This is a genomic window from Paraburkholderia sediminicola (assembly GCF_046030555.1).
Lineage (GTDB): Bacteria > Pseudomonadota > Gammaproteobacteria > Burkholderiales > Burkholderiaceae > Paraburkholderia > Paraburkholderia sediminicola_E.
The window spans coordinates 1-19,422 of record NZ_JAQQCH010000010.1; the positions used below are offsets into that span (position 1 = coordinate 1).

At 63.7% G+C, this 19,422-nt stretch carries 15 protein-coding genes and 2 riboswitches; of the genes, 7 read left to right on the forward strand and 8 right to left on the reverse strand.

Annotated elements, in window-relative coordinates; all coding sequences use genetic code 11:
* Positions 1-851: 851 nt before the first annotated feature.
* On the forward strand, positions 852-1,808 hold the full coding sequence (locus tag PQQ52_RS15790; RefSeq protein ID WP_408212841.1) for a flagellar brake protein: 957 nt from the start codon (positions 852-854) through the stop codon (positions 1,806-1,808).
* A 35-nt stretch (positions 1,809-1,843) separates the two neighbouring features.
* Here the strand turns inward: PQQ52_RS15790 and PQQ52_RS15795 are convergent, their stop codons facing one another.
* The 4 genes from PQQ52_RS15795 to cobW form a co-directional block, all read right to left on the reverse strand.
* The gene (locus PQQ52_RS15795; RefSeq protein WP_408213375.1) at positions 1,844-2,383 is read right to left on the reverse strand and encodes a vWA domain-containing protein; all 540 of its coding nucleotides are present in this window, start codon (positions 2,381-2,383) and stop codon (positions 1,844-1,846) included.
* Between the two features lie 131 nt (positions 2,384-2,514).
* Entirely contained in the window at positions 2,515-3,579 is a 1,065-nt protein-coding gene (locus PQQ52_RS15800; protein ID WP_408212844.1) for a magnesium chelatase ATPase subunit I, read from the reverse strand.
* Positions 3,576-7,376 carry a cobaltochelatase subunit CobN gene (cobN, locus tag PQQ52_RS15805; protein WP_408212847.1) on the reverse strand — a complete coding sequence of 1,267 codons (3,801 nt, stop codon included), beginning with the start codon at positions 7,374-7,376 and terminating at the stop codon, positions 3,576-3,578. The genes PQQ52_RS15800 and cobN overlap by 4 nt, the downstream gene beginning before the upstream one ends.
* A gap of 6 nt (positions 7,377-7,382) precedes the next feature.
* On the reverse strand, positions 7,383-8,483 hold the full coding sequence (cobW, locus tag PQQ52_RS15810) for a cobalamin biosynthesis protein CobW (protein ID WP_408212850.1): 1,101 nt from the start codon (positions 8,481-8,483) through the stop codon (positions 7,383-7,385).
* Positions 8,484-8,677: 194 nt separating this feature from the next.
* Positions 8,678-8,957, reverse strand: a riboswitch (cobalamin riboswitch).
* A gap of 79 nt (positions 8,958-9,036) precedes the next feature.
* Positions 9,037-9,264, forward strand: a riboswitch (cobalamin riboswitch).
* A 224-nt stretch (positions 9,265-9,488) separates the two neighbouring features.
* Between cobW and cobA the strand changes: the two genes are divergently transcribed.
* From cobA to bluB, 5 genes are read left to right on the forward strand one after another with little or no spacing between them, the layout of a single operon-like run.
* Positions 9,489-10,250, forward strand: coding sequence for a uroporphyrinogen-III C-methyltransferase (cobA, locus tag PQQ52_RS15815; RefSeq protein WP_408213377.1), 762 nt, complete (start codon positions 9,489-9,491; stop codon positions 10,248-10,250).
* Positions 10,247-10,789, forward strand: a complete 543-nt coding sequence (locus PQQ52_RS15820) for a cobalamin biosynthesis protein (protein WP_408212852.1) — start codon at positions 10,247-10,249, stop codon at positions 10,787-10,789. The genes cobA and PQQ52_RS15820 overlap by 4 nt, the downstream gene beginning before the upstream one ends.
* Positions 10,786-11,388: a cob(I)yrinic acid a,c-diamide adenosyltransferase gene (gene cobO, locus PQQ52_RS15825; RefSeq protein WP_408212854.1), complete on the forward strand. Its 603-nt coding sequence runs from the start codon at positions 10,786-10,788 to the stop codon at positions 11,386-11,388. Before PQQ52_RS15820 ends, cobO begins: the two co-directional genes overlap by 4 nt.
* 3 nt (positions 11,389-11,391) lie before the next feature.
* Positions 11,392-12,771: a cobyrinic acid a,c-diamide synthase CobB gene (locus PQQ52_RS15830; protein WP_408212857.1), complete on the forward strand. Its 1,380-nt coding sequence runs from the start codon at positions 11,392-11,394 to the stop codon at positions 12,769-12,771.
* Positions 12,755-13,414 (forward strand): 5,6-dimethylbenzimidazole synthase, encoded by a 660-nt coding sequence (gene bluB, locus PQQ52_RS15835; RefSeq protein WP_408212860.1) that lies wholly within the window; start codon positions 12,755-12,757, stop codon positions 13,412-13,414. Before PQQ52_RS15830 ends, bluB begins: the two co-directional genes overlap by 17 nt.
* 10 nt (positions 13,415-13,424) lie before the next feature.
* Here the strand turns inward: bluB and PQQ52_RS15840 are convergent, their stop codons facing one another.
* From PQQ52_RS15840 to PQQ52_RS15855, 4 genes are all read right to left on the reverse strand, one after another.
* On the reverse strand, positions 13,425-14,024 hold the full coding sequence (locus PQQ52_RS15840; RefSeq protein ID WP_408213380.1) for a DUF4136 domain-containing protein: 600 nt from the start codon (positions 14,022-14,024) through the stop codon (positions 13,425-13,427).
* A gap of 35 nt (positions 14,025-14,059) precedes the next feature.
* Entirely contained in the window at positions 14,060-16,564 is a 2,505-nt protein-coding gene (locus tag PQQ52_RS15845) for a CHASE2 domain-containing protein (protein WP_408212863.1), read from the reverse strand.
* 66 nt (positions 16,565-16,630) lie between these two features.
* Complete coding sequence (locus PQQ52_RS15850) at positions 16,631-18,019, reverse strand: FecR domain-containing protein (protein WP_408213382.1); 1,389 nt, start codon at positions 18,017-18,019, stop codon at positions 16,631-16,633.
* Positions 18,020-18,081: 62 nt separating this feature from the next.
* The gene (locus PQQ52_RS15855) at positions 18,082-18,819 is read right to left on the reverse strand and encodes a response regulator transcription factor (RefSeq protein ID WP_408212866.1); all 738 of its coding nucleotides are present in this window, start codon (positions 18,817-18,819) and stop codon (positions 18,082-18,084) included.
* 54 nt (positions 18,820-18,873) lie between these two features.
* Between PQQ52_RS15855 and PQQ52_RS15860 the strand changes: the two genes are divergently transcribed.
* Positions 18,874-19,203, forward strand: a complete 330-nt coding sequence (locus PQQ52_RS15860; RefSeq protein ID WP_408212868.1) for a hypothetical protein — start codon at positions 18,874-18,876, stop codon at positions 19,201-19,203.
* Positions 19,204-19,422 lie beyond the last annotated feature (219 nt).

Sequence of the window (19,422 nt, forward strand, 5' to 3'; positions counted from 1 at the left end):
GGTCGACATGTCGTCAATCCCTCTTGCGCAATTATTTTCAAAAAGTTGAGAAGCACTGAAACAGTCCTTGCCCGGCCACCGCAAAAATACTTAGTTATCCGAGTTAATCTTCGCCAAATACCAGTGATTGCATTTTTTTGCAAGCGAGAGACGCTAACTCGATCGACCGATCACGCGCCACTGGAGACACTGGAGACACTGGAGACACTGGAGACACTGGAGACACCGGAGACACCGGAGACACCGGAGACACCGGAGACACCGGAGACACCGGAGACACCGGAGACACCGGAGACACGGGGGACACTCGAGCACTTGGGACACTCGGGACACAAAGACGAGGAGGAGGAGGAAGCGGGAGCGAGCGAATCGAGGATGCGCAATAGAAACTACGCGCAGGCTACGAAGACAAAACAAGGATAAACAAGAACAATCAAGAAGTGCGAACACGGGGAGTGGTTTGTGAAGTACTGGTCGGCGCGCGCAGCGCCGCCGGAGGTATGACGCCTTTGTCACTGACGCTGAATGTGCGGGGGCACGGATTCCAGATGCACCACTCCCTTCTGCAAGCAGGGGGATCCGCTTATAGGCTAGCGGTGTGAAGCCGCTTTCTTTGCTTACTTTCTTTGCGGCGGCAAAGAAAGTAAGTGCCTGCCCCGCACAGGGGCGAACACTAATAGACCGCTAAGAAAGCAAGGAAAGGCCAAGAATCCAGCTCAAGGAAACCCCAACACGCGAGCGCAACCAAACAAACCAAACCAAACAAAACAAAACAAAAAACCGAAACCCCTAAAGCCTCCACCCGGCGCAGCCGTAAACAAGTAATCCAGCCACATATTTATCCGCCGACCATGGAAAACCAAGCAGAGGCTCAAGCAGAGACCCACGCGGACACTCAGGCAAATGCCCAAACAGAGACCCCGCACCTCCTTCCAGAAGCAATCCCAATAGGCACGCCCCTGGACTGGCCAATCACCGACTCTGACGGCACACTCCTCTTCGCCATCGGCGCCATCCTGGCCACGACGGACGAGCGCAAATTCCTCTTCGACAACTTCCACCCGCACCGCGGCGACTTACTGAACGCAGCCACGCAACCGGAACCAGAACCCCAAACCGACCACCCCACCGCCACCCTCACCATAAAGGACATGCACCTAACGATAGGTGCATTAATAGGCGTGCGCTCCCAGCTCGGCAGCGGCGCCCCAATGCATCCATGCCGCATCATCGGTTTCGCGCCCAACCACGCGCTCTTCGTGACGCCACCACTGCAAAATGGCCGCATCCACCTACTACGCCTCGGCGAAAACATCGAGATCGTCGCCATAGCAACTCACGCCGTGTTTCGTTTCGTCTGCACGGTCGAGTCAGTTTGCCGCGCCCCATTCGATTACGTGGTGCTATCGAAACCCGGTGTGATCCGCCGCCTGCGCGAACGCAAGTCGATCCGCGTCCACGCGCACTTCGCGGTGCGCTTCGGCATCGGCGAAACTGGCGATTCATATGAAGGTCTGGGCGTTGCCAACAGCATCAGCACACTCGGCATGTCGCTGAGCGCCTCATGGACGCTGGGTGCAGTCGGCGAACGATTGCGCGTCGCCTTCTGCCTCAAATCGGCCGGGCAGCAAACCGTGATCGAAACCACCGCGGTCATCCGCAACGTGCAGAAAGGCAGTGCGCCGGCCGAGCCATCGATCCACGGCCTCGAACTCGATCAACTCGATGCTGCGCAGCAGATGGCGATGAAAGTCTTCGTATTCGACCGCCAGGACGACGTGCAGTATTGGTCTAACGGTTTGAAGTAAGCGCACGAAAACGCGCGGCATGGCGCACGTGCAACTCAGGCGATCAGTTCTTCCGGCGTAAAAAGCGCCGCGCCCCAGGCATCGGCAAGCGTCCGGCAACGGCCTAGCCGAATCGCCTCCCGCTCAAAATCGACGAATATCACTTCGTCCGCGTGAAGCGGCCGCGCCGGCTGATCGCCGCTGCGGCCGTCGGTCAGAATCCACAGCCAGCGCTGCTGTGCGGGCTTGCGTCGGGCGCTGCGCTCCAGCACCTGCGCCGCCTGCCGCACGCCAGACGCGAACGGCGTCCCCCCACCTCCACCCACCGGCCTCAACCATCGCTCGTTCCACCAGCGCGGCACGGCAGGACCGAACCGCAAATCAGCGCCAGCACCGCCAAAACACACCAGCGCCGCCTCGGCGCGCGACGTACTTGCGCGATCGAACAACGCACTCAGCAAACCTTTCGCGAGTGCGAGACGCTGCCCACCAAGCATGGAACCGGAACAATCGAGCACGAAGCAATGCAGCACACCGCCCCGTGGCACCTCGCGCACGAAGCGCAGATGCTCGGCGCGCAGCGTGTCCTGACGCATCGCGGTGAGCGTCGGCAGCCACGCGATGCGCTTGCCCGGCGCCCCTTGCAAACGGCCACGCGAACCTGCTCCGGCACCTTGCCGCCATCGAAAACCGCTGTTCGAGTCAGCGGCGGCACCCTTCCGATGGCTCAGCGTTTTTTTGCGTTGAGCGGAATGACGCCTTTGACCTGTGCGACGCCCGCGGGCTGCGGCGGCAAGTAACCCCAATCGCTGTCGCCGGCAGCGGCACCTGGCGCTGTATCTTGCGAAGGCGGCGAAGACGCCGCATTAGCATCGTCAGCGGCTTGTCGCAGTGCTTCGTTCTCGCGTGCGCCACCCTCCGCACGTGTCTCGCGGTCATGACGCCGATGCCTCAGCACCGCGTCGGCGACCCGCTCGACATGCTCAGCCGTGACCACAGCCGCCTGCTCCAATGCAGCCAATGCCCGCGCTGCGCGCAACATCACGAGATCGGCACGCAAGCCGTCGACTGCCGCGTCGATGCACAGCGCACTGACACGCGCATGCACGGCGTCGTCGAACTCGAGTTGCGGCAGCGCTTCACGCGCCGCGCGAATCCGTTGAACCTGCGCTTCCTGTTGCTGTGCATATCCAGCACGAAAACCGTGTGGGTCGAGATCGAACGCGAGACGCGCCTTGACGATCTGCTGACGCACCTGCGGCTCAAAACAGTTCTGCAATTCGACCATCAAACCGAAGCGATCGATCAGTTGCGGCCGCAACTCGCCTTCTTCTGGATTCATCGTGCCGATCAGCACAAAGCTCGCATCGTGACTATGCGAGACACCATCGCGTTCGACGGTATTCACGCCGCTGGCAGCCGCATCGAGTAACGCATCGACGAGCGCGTCGGGCAGCAGATTCACCTCATCGACATACAGCACGCCGCGATGTGCTTTCGCGAGCAAACCAGGCGAGAAACGCACCGAGCCATCGCGCAGCACGGTTTCGATGTCGAGCGTGCCGATCAGGCGGTCTTCACTCGCGCCGAGCGGCAAATTCACCCATTGCCCTTCCGGCAACAACTCGGCGAGCGCCCGCGCCGCAGTCGATTTCGCCGTGCCGCGCGGCCCACACACCAGCACGCCGCCCAGACCGGGATCGATCGCGGCCAGCAGGAGCGCCTGCTGCAGCGGCGTCTGGCCGACCAGCGCGGCAAATGGAAAAGCGGGCCGTTGAGTCGCTGCGTTCATGTTTGCTTTCCTTCGATCTGCTGCTCGCTCGCGAGCAGATGCTGTTCGACTTGCGCGCGATAGTCGCCGGGCGCTTGCCACAAACCGCGCTGCATCGCTTCGAGCAGACGCTCGCAGATCGAATGCATGGCGTGCGGATTGTGCCGCTGCAAGAACTCGCGCGTATCGGCATCGTTCAGATAGGCATCGGTGACGAGCGCATATTGATGATCGGCGACCACCCGTGCGGTTGCGTCGTAGCCGTAGAGATAATCGACCGTCGCCGCGATTTCCGCGGCACCCTTGTAGCCGTGGCGCTTCACGCCATCGAGCCATTTGGGATTGACCACCCGCGAGCGGACCACACGCGCAATCTCTTCATGCAGCGTGCGAACGCGCGGCGTCGTGGGATTGCTGTGATCCGCGTGATAGATCTGCGGTTGACTGCCCGCCAGATGTCGCACCGCCGCGACCATACCGCCCTGGAACTGGTAGTAATCGTTCGAATCGAGCAGGTCGTGCTCGCGGTTGTCCTGGTTCTGCAACACCACATCCATCGCGGCGAGACGTGTGCCGAATGCGTGGCGCGCTTCTTCGCCAGCGCTTTTCTGCGTATAGGCGTAACCGCCCCACGCCTGATAGGCGGTCGCAAGATCAGCGTCGGTTTGCCATTGTTGCGAATCGATCATGTCCTGCAGACCCGCGCCATAAGCGCCAGGCCGCGCGCTGAAGACACGCCAGCCGGCGCGCTTGCGCGCCTCGGCGGCGTCCATGCCGCGCGCAATCAGCGCGTCGCGTTCGCGCAGCACGCGCGCGCGAATCGGGTTCAGGTCCTCGGGTTCGTCGAGTTCGGCCACGGCCTGCACAGCGGCATCGAACAGATGCATCACGTTCGCGAAGGCATCGCGAAAAAAACCGGACACGCGCAAGGTGACGTCGATACGCGGCCGGTCGAATACCTCGATCGGCATGATCTCAAAGTCGGTCACGCGATGACTGCCCGGCGCCCACTTAGGCCGCACGCCGAGTAAAGCAAGCGCCTGAGCGATGTCGTCGCCGCCGGTGCGCATGGTCGCGGTGCCCCACACCGAGAGGCCAATTGCGCGCGGGTAATCGCCTTTTTCCTGCAGATGCCGCTCGATCAACTGCTGCGCGGATTTCAAACCAAGCGACCATGCCGCTTGAGTCGGCACTGCGCGCGTATCGACCGAATAGAAGTTGCGACCGGTGGGCAGCACATCGGGCCGTCCACGCGACGGCGAACCGCTCGGCCCCGGCGGCACGAAGCGCCCTTCCAGCCCGCGCTTCAGATGCCGCATTTCCTGCGGACCGCAGGCGTCGAGTCGCGGCAATACGTCGTTGCGCAGTCGCTCGATCACGCGTTCCGCTTGAGGCAAGGTCCCGTTCACGGGCGCCGTATTGGACGCTCGATCACCACACACTTCACGCAACATCTCAGCCGCCAGCAGTTCCAGACGCTCGCGTGTATCGCCGCAGTGCCGCCACGCCGCGTCGCTCACCTGCTGCAACACGTCAGGACGAGGGCCGTCCCACGCCGCCGACCAATCCACCGACAGCGGGTCGAACAGATGATCCATCTGCAGATCGCGCGCCAATGCATCGATCAAACCAGCCTTGCCACCGTGGCCATCGCCGACCGGAAAGCGCCCCAAAGCCAGCAATGTGTCGCGCCGCTGCACCCCTGCGGGCGATTGCCCGAACGTATGCAAACCATCGCGAATCTGCGCCTCTTTCAACTCGCATAGCCATGCATCGACGCGCGTCAGCAAAGCGTCCTCGGCGTCCTGTCCATTCGGCTCCGCGAGACTCAATTCGTCATGCAGCTTATGCTCGACGATGGTCGCGAGAATCGTACGCCTCAACAGCTTCGAACGGCGCGGATCGACCATCAGCGCCTCATAGTATTCGTCGACCTGGCGTTCGAGGTCTTGCAACGGTCCGTAACTTTCGGCGCGCGTAAGCGGCGGCATCAGGTGATCGATGATCACGGCCTGCGCGCGACGCTTCGCCTGGCTGCCCTCGCCCGGATCGTTGACGATGAACGGATACAGATGCGGCATCGGGCCGAGAATCAGATCGGGCCAGCAGGCATCGCTCAACGCGACGCTCTTGCCGGGCAACCATTCGAGATTGCCGTGCTTGCCGACATGCACGACCGCGTCGACGCCAAACTGATGACGCAGCCAGAAATAGAACGCCAGATACGCATGCGGCGGTACGAGTTCAGCGTCGTGATAGCTCGCGTAATCGCCCTGCTCGCGCGAACGCGACGGCTGAATCCCGACGAACACCTGCCCACAGCGCCAGCCCGCGATCATGAAACGGCCGCGCCGCAAGGTCGGATCCTGTTCGGGCGAGCCCCAGCGCGTGTTCAGTGCATTGCGCGCTTCGGCGGGTAACGCATTGAAATGCACCAGATAGTCGTCGAGCGCGAGGCTTTGCAGCGCGGGCCGCAAATCACGCACGACCGGATCGTTGGTCACGCCTTCGGTCAACGCCTTCAGCAGCGCGTCGCCGTCGGCGGGCAATGCCGCGAGGCGGTATCCCTCGTCGCGCAACATGGACAGAATGCCGACCACCGAGGCCGGCGTATCGAGCCCCACGCCATTGCCGATGCGCCCTTCGCTCAGCGGATAGTTGGCGAGGATCAGCGCGAGTTTCTTGTCCGCGTTATCGAGCGTGCGCAACCGGCACCAGCGGCGGCTCAGTTCGGCCAGAAAACCGACGCGTTCGAGGTCCGGCTGATAGCGGACCACATCGACCTCGGTGTGCGGACAACGATAGGCGAGCCCCTTGAAGCTGATCGCCCGCGTGATGATGCGTCCGTCCACTTCCGGCAACGCGATATGCATGGCGATATCGCGCGAGTTGAGGCCTTGATTGTCTTTGACCCAATCCTCGCGATTGCCGCCGCTCAGAATTACCTGCATTACCGGAGCGTCGCCAGCGAGCGCAAGCGGCTCGGGGTCGTCGAGGGCAGACGCGGCGAATGCGGTTGTATTCAGCACCAGCGCGACATCATGTTGCGCGCACAACTGCTGTACGACGTCGCGGCTCATCGCATCTTTCAGCGACGTAATCGCAAGCGGCAGCGGATTCAGGCCTTGTGCTTCGAGCGCATCGATAAGCGCATCGAACACGGCCGTGTTGGCCGCTTGCAGATGCGCCTTGTAGAACAGAATCGCGGCAACCGGCGCGCCCTTAACCCAGCGTGCCTGCCAGTCGGCCATCGTCGGTGTATCGCGTTCGGGATGGTAGAGCGTCGCGGCAGGCAACGCGCGCGGCGGCGCAGGCTCATGCCCCCAGCCAAGCGAGCGGTACGCGATAGCGCGCAGGAACGCCTCCGCATTCTGCGGGCCGCCTTCACGCAGGTAGCGCCATAGCTGATGACACAAATCGGCGTCGGCGGTGCTGCGCGCGAGTAGATTCGGATCTTCCTGCAGATCGCCGGAGAACATCGCGAGCGTCTGCTGCTTACGCTCGGCGAGCGCGACCACCTGCTCGATTCCGTACGGCCAGTATGCCTCGCCGCCGAGGTGATCGACCACCACGACACGCGCATGCTGCAACACGTCTTCGACATAGAAATCGACTGAAGCTGGTTGCCGCAAATACGTGACGTTCGCGAGCCGCACGCTCGGAAAGCCCTCGCCCAGACGAGGCACCACGCTCGCGAGCAGCGACAGCGTGGTGTCGGCAGAACTGAGTACCACGATATCGGCCGGCTGCTGATCGATACGGATCACGCCTTGCGTATCGTCGACAAAGCCGCCCGGCGTAGTGCGCAGCAGATGCATGGCCGGTTACGCCTGTTGCGGCTGGGCGCTCGCCCCGGCGCCCAATGCGGCGTCGAATGCCTGTTGCAGCGTGGCCTGGTCGAGGTCTTCGCCGATCAGCACGAAGCGGCTTTGCAGGCCTTCGCCAGTTTCACCCGCTTGCCAGCGCCGGTCGAAATAACTATCGAAACGACGGCCCACGCCCTGAATCACCAGACGCATCGCCGCGCCGGGCAACGCCGCGAAACCCTTGACGCGGTAAATCGTGTTCGTTTCGACGAGCCCTTGCAACGCGGCGATCACAGCCTCGCGCGACGAAACATTCGCGTGCACCACCACCGAATCGAATTCGTCGTGATGGTGATCGGCATCTTCGGCCGAACCGTGGTGGTCGTGACGCAGGTGAATCGTTTCTTCGGAAGCCGCTTCGAGGCCGAGCAAGGTATGCAGATCGAGCCGGCCCATCTGCGCGCGCACAATCTTCACTTGCGGCGGGATTTCTTCACGAATCGAACTTTCGACAGAAGCTTGCTGTGCGTCGTCGAGCAAATCCGTTTTGTTCAGAATCACCAGATCGGCGGCCGACAATTGGTCTTCGAACAGTTCGTGCAGCGGCGATTCGTGATCGAGATTCGGATCGGCCTTGCGTTGCGCATCCACGGCGACCGGATTGTCGGCAAACTGACCGCTCGCCGCGGCCGGGCCGTCGACCACGGTGACGACTGCGTCGACGGTAAAGCTGTTCTTGATCTGCGGCCAGTTGAACGCCTGTACCAACGGCTTCGGCAACGCAAGACCGGACGTCTCGATCAGCACGTGGTCGATCTGTTCGCGACGCTCCACCAGCTTTTCCATCACCGGGAAGAACTCTTCCTGGACGGTGCAGCACAGGCAACCGTTCGCGAGTTCATACAGCTGCCCTTCGGTCTCGACGCCGTTTTCATCGCAACCGATGCCACAACCCTTGAGGATTTCCCCGTCGATGCCGAGTTCACCGAATTCGTTGACGATCACCGCGATGCGCTTGCCGCCCGCATGCTGAAGAATGTGCCGCAACAGCGTAGTCTTGCCGCTGCCGAGAAAGCCCGTGACGATGGTGACGGGGATCTTGCGCATTTGAATTTGCATCGTGAGGTCCATCCGTAGGAGTTGCATGGGCACGCCGATGCGCCTGCGCACTGGCTGTATAGACCGGGCAAACGGGGCGCATGCCCCAAGCCACGACAATAACCAGACGCGGGGACGAACAACGGCGTTGCCGGGGCAACAGAAAACAGAAAACGGGAATGAGGTCATGAACGCGCCGCCGCATCCCCGCGGTGGTCATTCTTCGTAGTCTGGCCGGTATCCGGGCTGGCGAAAGCGCCGCTTCCCCTTCCCGGGCGAGTGGTTTCTCGCCCAGTGGTTATATGCCGACGCGGCCTTGCGCGTGGACATCGAAGCCGGCTCCGCGGCGCCAGGCAATCAACCTGGAACCGCTTTTCGCTTACCGTTGCGGGGGCAGCACAGGTTGACCCGATCCATTGCAGGTGGGCACCCTGTTTCCCGTTTAACTGCATGCGCACGAGCGCGCATGCGAGCACCAAAGTGCGTGCGAGTTTAGGCCGAGCGCCCCGTGCCGTCAAGGAAGCGCGGGCGTCGGCAAGGCCTTTCCGCAGTGCCGGCGCGGCCTGCCGTGTGCTATCGTATGCGCGCGTTTGGTGCCCGCACATGCGTTCGCATGTGCAGTTAAACGGGAAACAGGCCGCGCTTGCCGCGCTCAACCTGTGCTGTCCCCGCAACGGTAAGCGACCTGCGGTGCTTTCGCATCGCGCATGCGTTTTTGATGCCACTGTCTGACGAATCCGGACGGGAAGGCAAAACGCATGAGGCCGTCAGCCCGGATACCGGCCAGACGCGGAGGCAGTGAACGTCACGCTGCCGTCCGCCGGAATCCGCGAGGGACGGATGTGAAGGCGCTGAAGCACGACGTGGCGCGGCAGTCGGCGTTTTCCCGTGGGAAACGCGGCGAGCAGCGTTTTTCGTCGCGCGTACTCTGTAGCACCGCATGACCTCAATTTCCGCCGCCTCGGACCCCTTCGCGTTTCACCCGCTCCCACTTGACACGACATGGCGCACGCCATGCACGCCGCGATGAGCCGCGCCTGGCTGATCGGCGCCGGTCCCGGCGACATCGAACTGATGACGCTCAAAGCAACGCGCGCCCTGGCGCAAGCCGATGTCGTGCTGGTCGACGATCTGGTGAACCCCGACGTGCTGCAGTTCGCGCGCGCCGACGCGCAGATCGTGTACGTCGGCAAACGCGGCGGGCATCCATCGACGCCGCAAGCCGGCATCGTCGCGCAGATGCTCGAACATGTGCAGGCCGGACGCAGCGTCGCGCGTTTGAAAGGCGGCGATCCGTTCGTGTTCGGGCGCGGTGGCGAAGAACAGCAGGCGCTGCAGGCCGCGGGTATCAGCGTGGACGTGATCAACGGCATCACTGCGGGGATTGCGGCGCCCGCGGCAATCGGTATTCCTGTGACGCATCGCGATTACGCGCAAGGCGTGGTGTTCGTCACCGGACACGGCGCCGGCAGTGGCGAGCCGGACTGGGCCGCGCTCGTCGCCACACGGATGACGCTGGTGATTTACATGGGCATGCGTCGCCTGAACGATATCGTCGGCGCATTGCTCGCGGCCGGCATGAGCGCCGATACGCCGTCCGCGGCGATCGAATCGGCGACACGTCCTGAGCAACGGCACGTGCTCGCGCGACTCGGCGAGTTCGCGGATACGGTCTCGCGCGCCGGACTCGGATCGCCGGCAATCGTGGTGATCGGTGGAGTGGCTTCGCTAGCTTTGGCACGGGATGCTGTGAATGCTGGTGTGGTGGGCGCGGTGGGCGCGCAATGAAAACGCTCGCTGTCGGCATCGGTTGCCGCCTGCACAATTCGGCTGAGCAGATCGAAGTTGCCGTACGCGCCACACTCGGCTCGCGCACATTCGATGAAATCAGCACGATTGCCTCGATCGACACCAAAGCCCACGAAGCGGGCTTGCTCGAATTCTGCGCACGTCATGCGCTGCCGCTGAAGCTGTTCAGCGGCGCGCAGATTGCGGCGATAGCGGTGGACGATCCATCTGAAGCCGCACGCGAGCACCTCGGCATCGACGGCGTCTGCGAACCGTGCGCGTTGCTCGCCGCGGCGTCCGAATCTGATGTGGCCCGCGCACCAGGCGCCGCCCATGCGCCGACATTTGCCTCAGTTGCATTGGCCGCATCGACTGCCCCAATCGCCTCACCTGCGTCGCCCGCACCCAATGCTTCTAACGCGCGGCTACTCGTGCGCAAAACCATCCACAACGGCGTCACAGTGGCGATCGCCGCGACCACCGCCCACGCCGCCCGCGAACAGACAACCAACGAAACTCAAAAACAGGACCTGCCATGAAGACCGATCCCGAATCGCATCAACGCATGACCGAGCGCCGGCGCGAAGGCCACGAGAAAAAGCAGGCCAGCGCCACCGTCGAAAAAGGTCTGCTGATCGTCAACACCGGCACCGGTAAAGGCAAAACCACGGCGGCGTTCGGCATGGCCGTGCGTGTGCTGGGGCATGGCATGCGCCTCGGCGTCGTGCAATTCATCAAAGGCGCGCTGCATACCTCGGAGCGCGACTTCCTCGGTGCGATCGCCAATTGCGATTTCGTCACGATGGGTGACGGCTACACCTGGAACACACAGAATCGCGACGCCGACATCGCCACCGCGCGCAAAGGCTGGGACGAAGCGCGCCGCATGATCGAGAGCGGCGACTATCAGATGGTGATCCTCGACGAACTGAACACGGTGCTGAAGTATGAATACCTGCCGCTCGACGAAGTGCTGTCGGTCCTGAACGCGCGTGCTGACATGCTGCACGTGGTGGTGACCGGCCGCCACGCGCCAGACGCGCTGATCGAAGCCGCCGACCTCGTCACCGAAATGCGCATCGTCAAGCACCCGTATCGCGAGCAAGGCGTGAAAGCGCAGCGCGGCGTGGAGTTCTGAGCGATGTCCGCGTCCCCCAAAGGGACTTCGCTTGAAGCGTCCCCCCATCCCCCAAGGGGACTTCCTTCGGAACGGAAGACTTCCTTCGGTGCGTGCCCCGCGCTGTTCATCAGCGCGCCGGCGTCGGGTCAAGGCAAGACTACGATTACCGCGGGTCTGGCGCGCTACCATCGGCGGCTCGGGCGACGCGTGCGCGTGTTCAAGACGGGCCCTGACTTTCTCGATCCGATGATTCTGGCGCGTGCCAGCGGCACGCCGGTACTGTCGCTCGATCTGTGGATGGTGGGCGAGCCGGCCTGCCGGAACCTGCTCGCACAAGCGGCGGCTGAAGCGGATCTGATCCTGATCGAAGGCGTGATGGGTCTGTTCGACGGTACGCCGAGCAGTGCCGATCTGGCCACCACGTTCGGCGTGCCGGTGCTCGCGGTGATTTCAGCGAAAGCGATGGCGCAGACCTTCGGCGCGGTCGCCTTCGGCCTCGCTCAATTCAGGCCGCACGTCCCGTTTTATGGCGTGCTCGCCAATCGCGTCGGCTCGCCAAGGCACGCGCAAATGCTCGAAGAGGCGTTACCGCCGAGCCTGCGCTGGTGTGGACACATCACCGGCAACGACGAAATCGAGTTGCCCGATCGCCATCTCGGACTGCATCAAGCCGCGGAGATCGACGACCTGGAAATGCGCCTGGATCGCGCCGCCGATGCGCTCGCGCAAACCGCGCTGGCCGAGTTGCCGCCGCCGGTCGAATTCGGGGCGCCCGTGCCGGAAGCCCTGCCCCGCCTTCTGGAAGGTAAGCGGATCGCGATCGCGCGCGATGCCGCATTCTCGTTCATCTATCCGGCCAACGTCACGCTGCTGGAGACACTCGGCGCGCACATCGACTATTTCTCTCCCCTCGCCGATGAAGCGCTGCCGGAACACGCCGACGCCCTGTACCTCCCAGGCGGCTATCCCGAACTGCATGCGGCAGCGCTCACCGGCAACACCCGCAGTGCCGCAACGATTCGCGCGCACGCGGCGGCGGACAAACCAGTCGTTGCCGAATGCGGCGGCATGCTCTACCTGCTTGAACAGTTGACCGACACAAGCGGCACGACAACGCCGATGCTCGGCCTGCTGCCCGGCCACGCCACGATGCAAACGCGCTTCACCGCGCTCGGCATGCAACAGATCGACAGTCTGCACGGTCCCATGACCGGCCACACCTTCCACTACTCTAAACTGACGACGCCGCTCGCACCGCTGCGTTCAACCACCCGGCCGCACGGCGATGCACCTGGCGAAAACGTGTTCCGCGTGGGCTCGATTGTGGCAACCTATATGCACGCTTACTGGCCCTCCAACCCGGCCTTCACGGCCGCCCTGTTCCATGGCGAAGCCTTTTAACGATTCCGAGCGGGAAGCCGTCTACCGCGCCATTTACGAACGGCGCGACATGCGCCATTTCGTGCGTGAGCCGGTCGACCCTGCCGTGCTGCAACGCCTGCTCGACGCGGCGCATCACGCGCCGAGCGTCGGCTTCATGCAGCCCTGGCGCATCGCGCGCATCACCGACCCGGCTTTGCGCACGGCATTGCACGCAACAGTCGAAAGCGAACGCCTCGCCACCGCCGACGCCCTCGGCAAGCGGCGCGAAGAGTTCATGAAGCTGAAAGTGGAAGGCATGCTGGACTGCGGCGAACTGCTGGTGATGGCGCTGATGGACGGCCGCGAGCGGCACATCTTCGGACGCCGTACGCTGCCGGAGATGGACCTCGCGTCCGTGGCGTGCGCGATCCAGAACATGTGGCTCGCCGCGCGCGCGGAAGGTCTGGGAATGGGCTGGGTGTCGTTATTCGACGTCGACACGGTCCGTACGCTACTGCATATGCCCGAGGGCGCGCGGCCGGTGGCGATCCTGTGTCTCGGCCACGTCGATCAGTTCTACAGCGAGCCGATGCTGGAAACCGAGCGCTGGGCAAGCCGCATGCCGCTCGCCGATTGCGTGTTCGAAAACCACTGGCCGGAAGACGGCAAAACGCCGGAATAGCGCAGGGGCCTTAAGGCTGCACCGGCTTCACCGAAACCACATTCGGCACGCCGCTCGCCTGATCGGTGCGCAGCTTCACGCGCCAGTCGGGCGGCGCATCGAAAGGGAATTTTGCCAGGGCGCTTTTCACGAGCGCCGGCATCGCGTGCAGGGGATCAGCATCGCGGTCGCTGCTGGCCGCGTTCACTCTGTAGACTTCCTGTCCGCTCGACTGCTCGAAAAACCGCAGGGTCAACGAATGCTGATAAGCGCGTCCGCCGAACAGCGCAAACGGGGGTTCGGGTGAGCGTTCGCATGTGCCTGGTGCGCAATCCTTCACGCTCACGCCCACCGCGCCCGGCCGCGTGTCATAGGCAATCGACAGTAAATAGTGCGCGGACTTGCCCGCCGTATCGATGAAGCCGTTCTTCGCCAGTTCATCGCGCAGCATGGTTTCAAATTGCGGATGATCCGCACTGGCGTCCTGCGACGGCATGCGCGCAATCGTGTAGGTGCGCTCGCCCTGTAGTACGGCCGAAGGATTCGCCGTGTGCACGTCGGCGCTCAACCCCGCGCATCCGGTCAGACTCGCCGCGGCCAGCGCGGCACAGATCAATATCGCTTTCACCAGCTTCTCGCTTCAATAAGGTGAGTGTTCATCAGTCATCAGCGCGCGGCTGCGGCGGCGTCGGACGACGCGTCGTCGAGTGCCGGCAGGAAAATCGTGAAAGCCGTTCCCTGACCTGGCGCGCTGACCACGTCGACGTCGCCCCCATGGCGCGTCACGACAGTCTTGACGAACGCCATACCCAACCCCGCGCCACCCACTTCCGGCCTCTCCGTTTCGTGAAAACGCCGGAAGCGCTCGAACAGACCCGCCTGCTGCTCCATGGGAATGCCGTAGCCTTCGTCGCGAATCGTGCACGACACGCGCTTTGCCGCCCCGGGCACGCCCGTCTGCGCAAGGCTGCCGATGCTCTTCAAGCTGCATGTGATCCGCGTGTCCGGCGGACTGTACTTGACCGCATTATTCAGAATGTTGACGAGCGCGCGCGTCATCAGCGAGCGATCGGCACAGATCCAGTGACCCTCCTCCCCGGCGCCGGCTTCGCCTTCCGTATCGGTTTGCAGCGTGATGCGTTTGGCGTGGGCCTGTGGCCAAACCTCGTCGCTGGCGTCGATCATCAGTTCGGTCATGCTCACCGGTTCGAGCACATAGGTTTGCGATTCGGCACGCGCGAGTTGCACGAAATCGTCCGCGAGCGTCAGCGCACGCTGCGCATAGCGCTCGATGCGCTCCAGCAGGCCGCGCGCGAGCACCGGCTCACTGCGCGCCCGCTCGATCTCCACCAGCGCCAGAATCGAAGCCTGCGGCGAGCGCATGTCGTGCGACAGCAGCCGCAACGCGTCTTCCCGCTGGCGCTCGGCGGCATGCAGGGCCGACACGTCGACCAGCCCCGCGATCCAGCCCGTGGTCTCACCTTGCTCGTTCGTGCAATTCGCATAGCGCAGCAGATGGTCGCGCTCGTGGGCGTCGCGCACCTCCACGCCCTGCTCCATCAACGCGGCGAACTCGCGGCGCGCGGGATCGAGCAGCGCCGGCCACTGGGCGTGCGCGAGCAGATTGTTTTCGGCGTCCGACGGCGCGCCGCTGTCGATGGTCTTGACCAGCGTCAAGCCGCCCAGCACCGCGCGCATCGGCCGGCCTTCCGGCAGCGGCGCGCCCAGGCGGGCGAAATGCGCTTTGGCGGCATGGTTCGCGATCAGCACGATGCCTTCTACGTCGCTCACCAGGATCGGCTCGGGCATGCTGTCGAGGCTATCCCACACGAATCGCTTCATGTCCTGCACGCGCTGCGCGGCCTGCGCCATCAGCGCCATGTGCTGCTCCAGCACATCGCCGCCGAACTCGCGGCGGCGCTGCGGTGTTTCCGGCAGGAGGTGGGGCTCGTCGGCCAGGCGTTGCAGCTCTTCGCGCAGATAAGCCATCGTCATTTCAAGGCGCCGCCAGTTCCAGATCGGATACACCACGATCAAACCGAAGATCGCCGGCACGGGCGACATCCATAGCCGCGCGCCATACAGCAAGCTCGCGCTGCCAGCCGTGGCGAGCGCGCCCAAGCCCACGGTCAGCAGCAACGAGCGGCGCGGCGACAACACCAGAAAACCGGCGAGCAGCGCAGCAAGCGGCGCCAGCGACGCGACGAACAGCACCCATGGTTCGGCGGGCTCGAGCTCGCGACCGGTCAGCAGCGTATCGAGCACGTTCGCATGGATGTAGACACCGGGCAGCGGCCCCAACTCGCCGGACACCGGCGTAGCAAAGCGGTCGTACAAGCCGGATGCGGTCACGCCGATCAGCACGATGCGCCCACGCAGCTTGTCCGCCGGAACATCGCCCGCGAGCACGCTGGCGAAACTCAGCTTCTCGTAGTTCTGCGCATTCAGGCCGAAGGGGATCAGGAAGCGGTCCTCGCCCTCATCACCGGAATTGGATTGCGTCACCGCCTTGCCGGAAGGCTGCCGGTGCGGCCCCTCGTTCAGTCGCAGCGCGCCACGCTCGACGGCCTGTGCGACCGGCACCATCAGTTGCGGCCAGCGCGAATCCGCGTCGCCCTCGAACCGCGCGACGCTGCGCACGATGCCGTCGCTGTCGACTTCGAGATTGATATGCCCAAGCCCGGCTGCGGCACGCGCGAGCGGCGCCACCGGTTCGACCGCAACGCGCTGACCGGCGCTGTCCGGCGGAGTCAGCAGCATCGGCAGATAGGTGGGACTCAGGGCAATCGCGCGGGCGAGCTGGACGTCTTCCTGATTGGCTTCGGTGAAGAGCACGTCGTAGATCACCGCTGCCGGCTTCGCTTTCGCGATCTGTTCGAGCAGCCTGGCATGGACGCTGCGCGGCCAGGGCCAACGGCCGAGCTCCGCAATGCTGGCGTTGTCGATTTCAAGCACCACGATGTCGTGCAGCAACGGTGGTGTGCTCAGGCTCAGAAAGCGATCGTAGACCAGGTGGTCGACGCTGGCGGTCATCCGGCCAAGCGAGCTGAGCAGAATCACCACAATGCCGAGGCAGCCGATCGCCACCCATTCGAGCAGGAAGCGGCGGCCCGCGCGCCTGCCGAGGCGGGCGCGCGGGTCGAGGCTCAGGCGCGTGTGTGTGGTCGGCAAGGCGTGGCGTGGTCGAGAGCTAAGGAGCGGCCCGGTTGGTGGCTCGGCACCGTGAATCTACCAGCGTCAGCGTGCAAGCGTAAACGAGCGAACCGCGCTGCTCTTCTCATAGAAACGGCCGTTTTCGAACTGCTCGGCGACGATCGTCCAATAGTAGACGCCGCCCGGCAGGTCGCTCACCACGAGTTGGCCGCCCGTCAGATCGGTCCGGTCGACGAGTGGATGGCTCAGGTCAGCGGTCGTGGCCAGCACGAAGCGAAAGCGCGTCTCGACGGTGGAGCGGCTGACGAACCAACGGAACTCATAGTCGCGGCTGCCGGCGCGCGGCCCCGCCGACGCGGCCAGCCCAAGTTGGCGCCGCTCGAAACCGTACACCTGGGGCAGGCCTTCGAGTCCATTCGCGTCGATCGCGGCGATGCGCACGAAATACGTGCCGTCGGCCAGATCGACGAAGTCCGCATGCGGCACGCTCACGCGCAGATCGCGGATCAGGTCGAGCTGGTCCGCGTCGCGCGCAATCTGCACGCGATAGCCCACAGCGCGCCCGGTCAGAACGAGGTCGAAAGCGACGCTTTTGCCGTCCTGCACTTTTGCCGGTTCGGTGAGCGACGGCGCGGCCAGCAATTCCACCGGACTGCCGATCGCGCTGCCCGCCCGCGTGACGCTGCCAAAGCTTGCCTTGATGAGTTGCGCCGAGGCCTGCAACGGCACGCCGGGTGGCGGTGCAGAGGCCTGGCCGCCGGCCGTGGCCGGGTCGACGCCCACTGCGCCGTCCAGGACTTCCACCGCCGTGGTCCGCTCTTCGCCATCGTAGGCGACCTTGAAGCGCGTCCCGCGCACGCCCGCGACAACCGACGGCGAGCGGATCTGGAAGCGGTCGTCCTTTTTGGTGGCATGCGTGACCTGGCTCTCCACTTCGCCATGCTGCAGGTCGAGCACGCGATCGCCCGCGCCGGTCAGCACGGTGCGCCGCAGCTTGCCGATGTCGAGTTGGCCGTTCTGCGACACCGTGACGTGCGAGCCGTCCGGCAACTCCAGCGAGACAAAGCCGTTATCGCCGGTGCGAATACGGTCGCCCTCGCCGAGCGTCGTGCCCGCCGAGAGCGGCGTGTAAGGGTTCTTGCCGAAAGCGTGTTCGACCGGACCGCTCGTCGCGATCACGCGCGCCGACTCGGCGTCCTGCCGGAGCCTGTCGGCCGGCAGACGCAACGCGATCCCGGCCGGCATGCGGCGCGGCGCGGGTACATGATTCAGGCGGCTCAACATGGCCCAATCGCCGGGGTCGCGCAGATAGCGGCCGGCGATTTCATACAACGTGTCGCCTTCGTGGGTCACGTAGGACACATAGGCGGGCGCGGCGGTCCTGGTGCGTTGCTTCGGCGCGCGGGACGTTTGCGCATCCGCAGATATCGGCGCGAAGCACGTCATCGCGATCAGACCGGCCGCCGCCAGCATCGCGCCAGCGCGGCGGCCCCGCGAACCTGTACAGCCGGGCACTACCACAGCGAAAGAAACCGTCACGCGTCCCCCGCTTCGGGGTGGTTTTCGGCCACCACCGGCGGCGTACCGGATTCGATCCGCTCAAGGCGGTATCCATAGCCGTAGATCGGCGTCAGACGATAGCCCTTTTCCGGGCGCAAGCCGAGCTTGCTGCGCAGCATCGACACGTGGGTATCCATCGTCCGCGACGGAATGTCCGTTGCCTGCTTCCAGATTACGTCGAGAATATGCGCGCGCGACAGTGGCCGGCTCAGGTGCTGGAACAGCAGCAGCGCGAGCTCGAACTCTTTCTGTGTCACGGCGACGGTCGCGCCGCGCACCACCACATGCTTGGCGCCCAGATCGAATTCGAATTCGCCGAAAACCTCCTTGGACGCCGGCGGTTTCAGGTGATACGCCCGGCGCAGCAACGAACCCACGCGCGCCAGCAGGACCGCTGCCGAAACCGGCTTGACGACGTAATCGTCCGCGCCGGTATTGAGGATCGAGGTGATATCGGTTTCGCGGCCGCGACTTGTCATGAACAGGACCGGCAAGCGCTCGGAAAGGCTTTCGCGCACCCAGCGCAGCACCTCTTCGCCCGACATGTCCGGTACGTTCCAGTCGAGCACGAGAAGGTCGAAGGTCTGCCGGCGCAACTGCCGCACCAGTTCACGGCCCGCGCCGAAAGCGTGACAGACGTGGCCGGCCGCCGAGAGCGTTTGGCAAACAAGGTCGGCTTGAGCCGAATCGTCATCCAGGACTGCAATTCTCATAAAACCCCGCAATGCGACAACGTCCTTCGTAATTGATGGCCGGTGAGCCGGCAGATGGCCGGGATGACGGCACTTGCACCGACGATCCAGCTTCCTGTTTTCGTATTCGGCTGCACTCTTTTTTCGATTAAAGGTCCTCGCCTCGCGCCTGTTCAGTTCTGCCACCCCCTCCCTGTCTCGAAATTAGCGCGTATTTTTGGTTTTAGCGCGCTGATTACCGAGGGGGCAGATCATCATAATCGAAAATGGTCCTTCTCTTTCCCGGATGCGATTGTGCGGCTATCCGGCCCGGCTCGGCCACTGGGGGCCGTTCTATCGATTTTCTACAACGTCTCCCAGGCTCTGCCTGTTATTGAAATCGACCTCCATGGGTCGTTATTCTGATCGGTTGGTCTCGCACGCACGGTGATTGGCCCCGTCTGCCTTTGTCATAGGTGGCCGTGCCCCGCATTCGGGTAACAGCGATTTGACAATTGCGACTCAGTATAGGAACAGTCTCAAAATAAATCGTTTAAAGATTGTCAGATCGTTTGATTGAAATTGCTTGAAACGGCACCCGATCCGCCCCGCATACGCTTCACATACGCGCCGGGAAAGCATCGC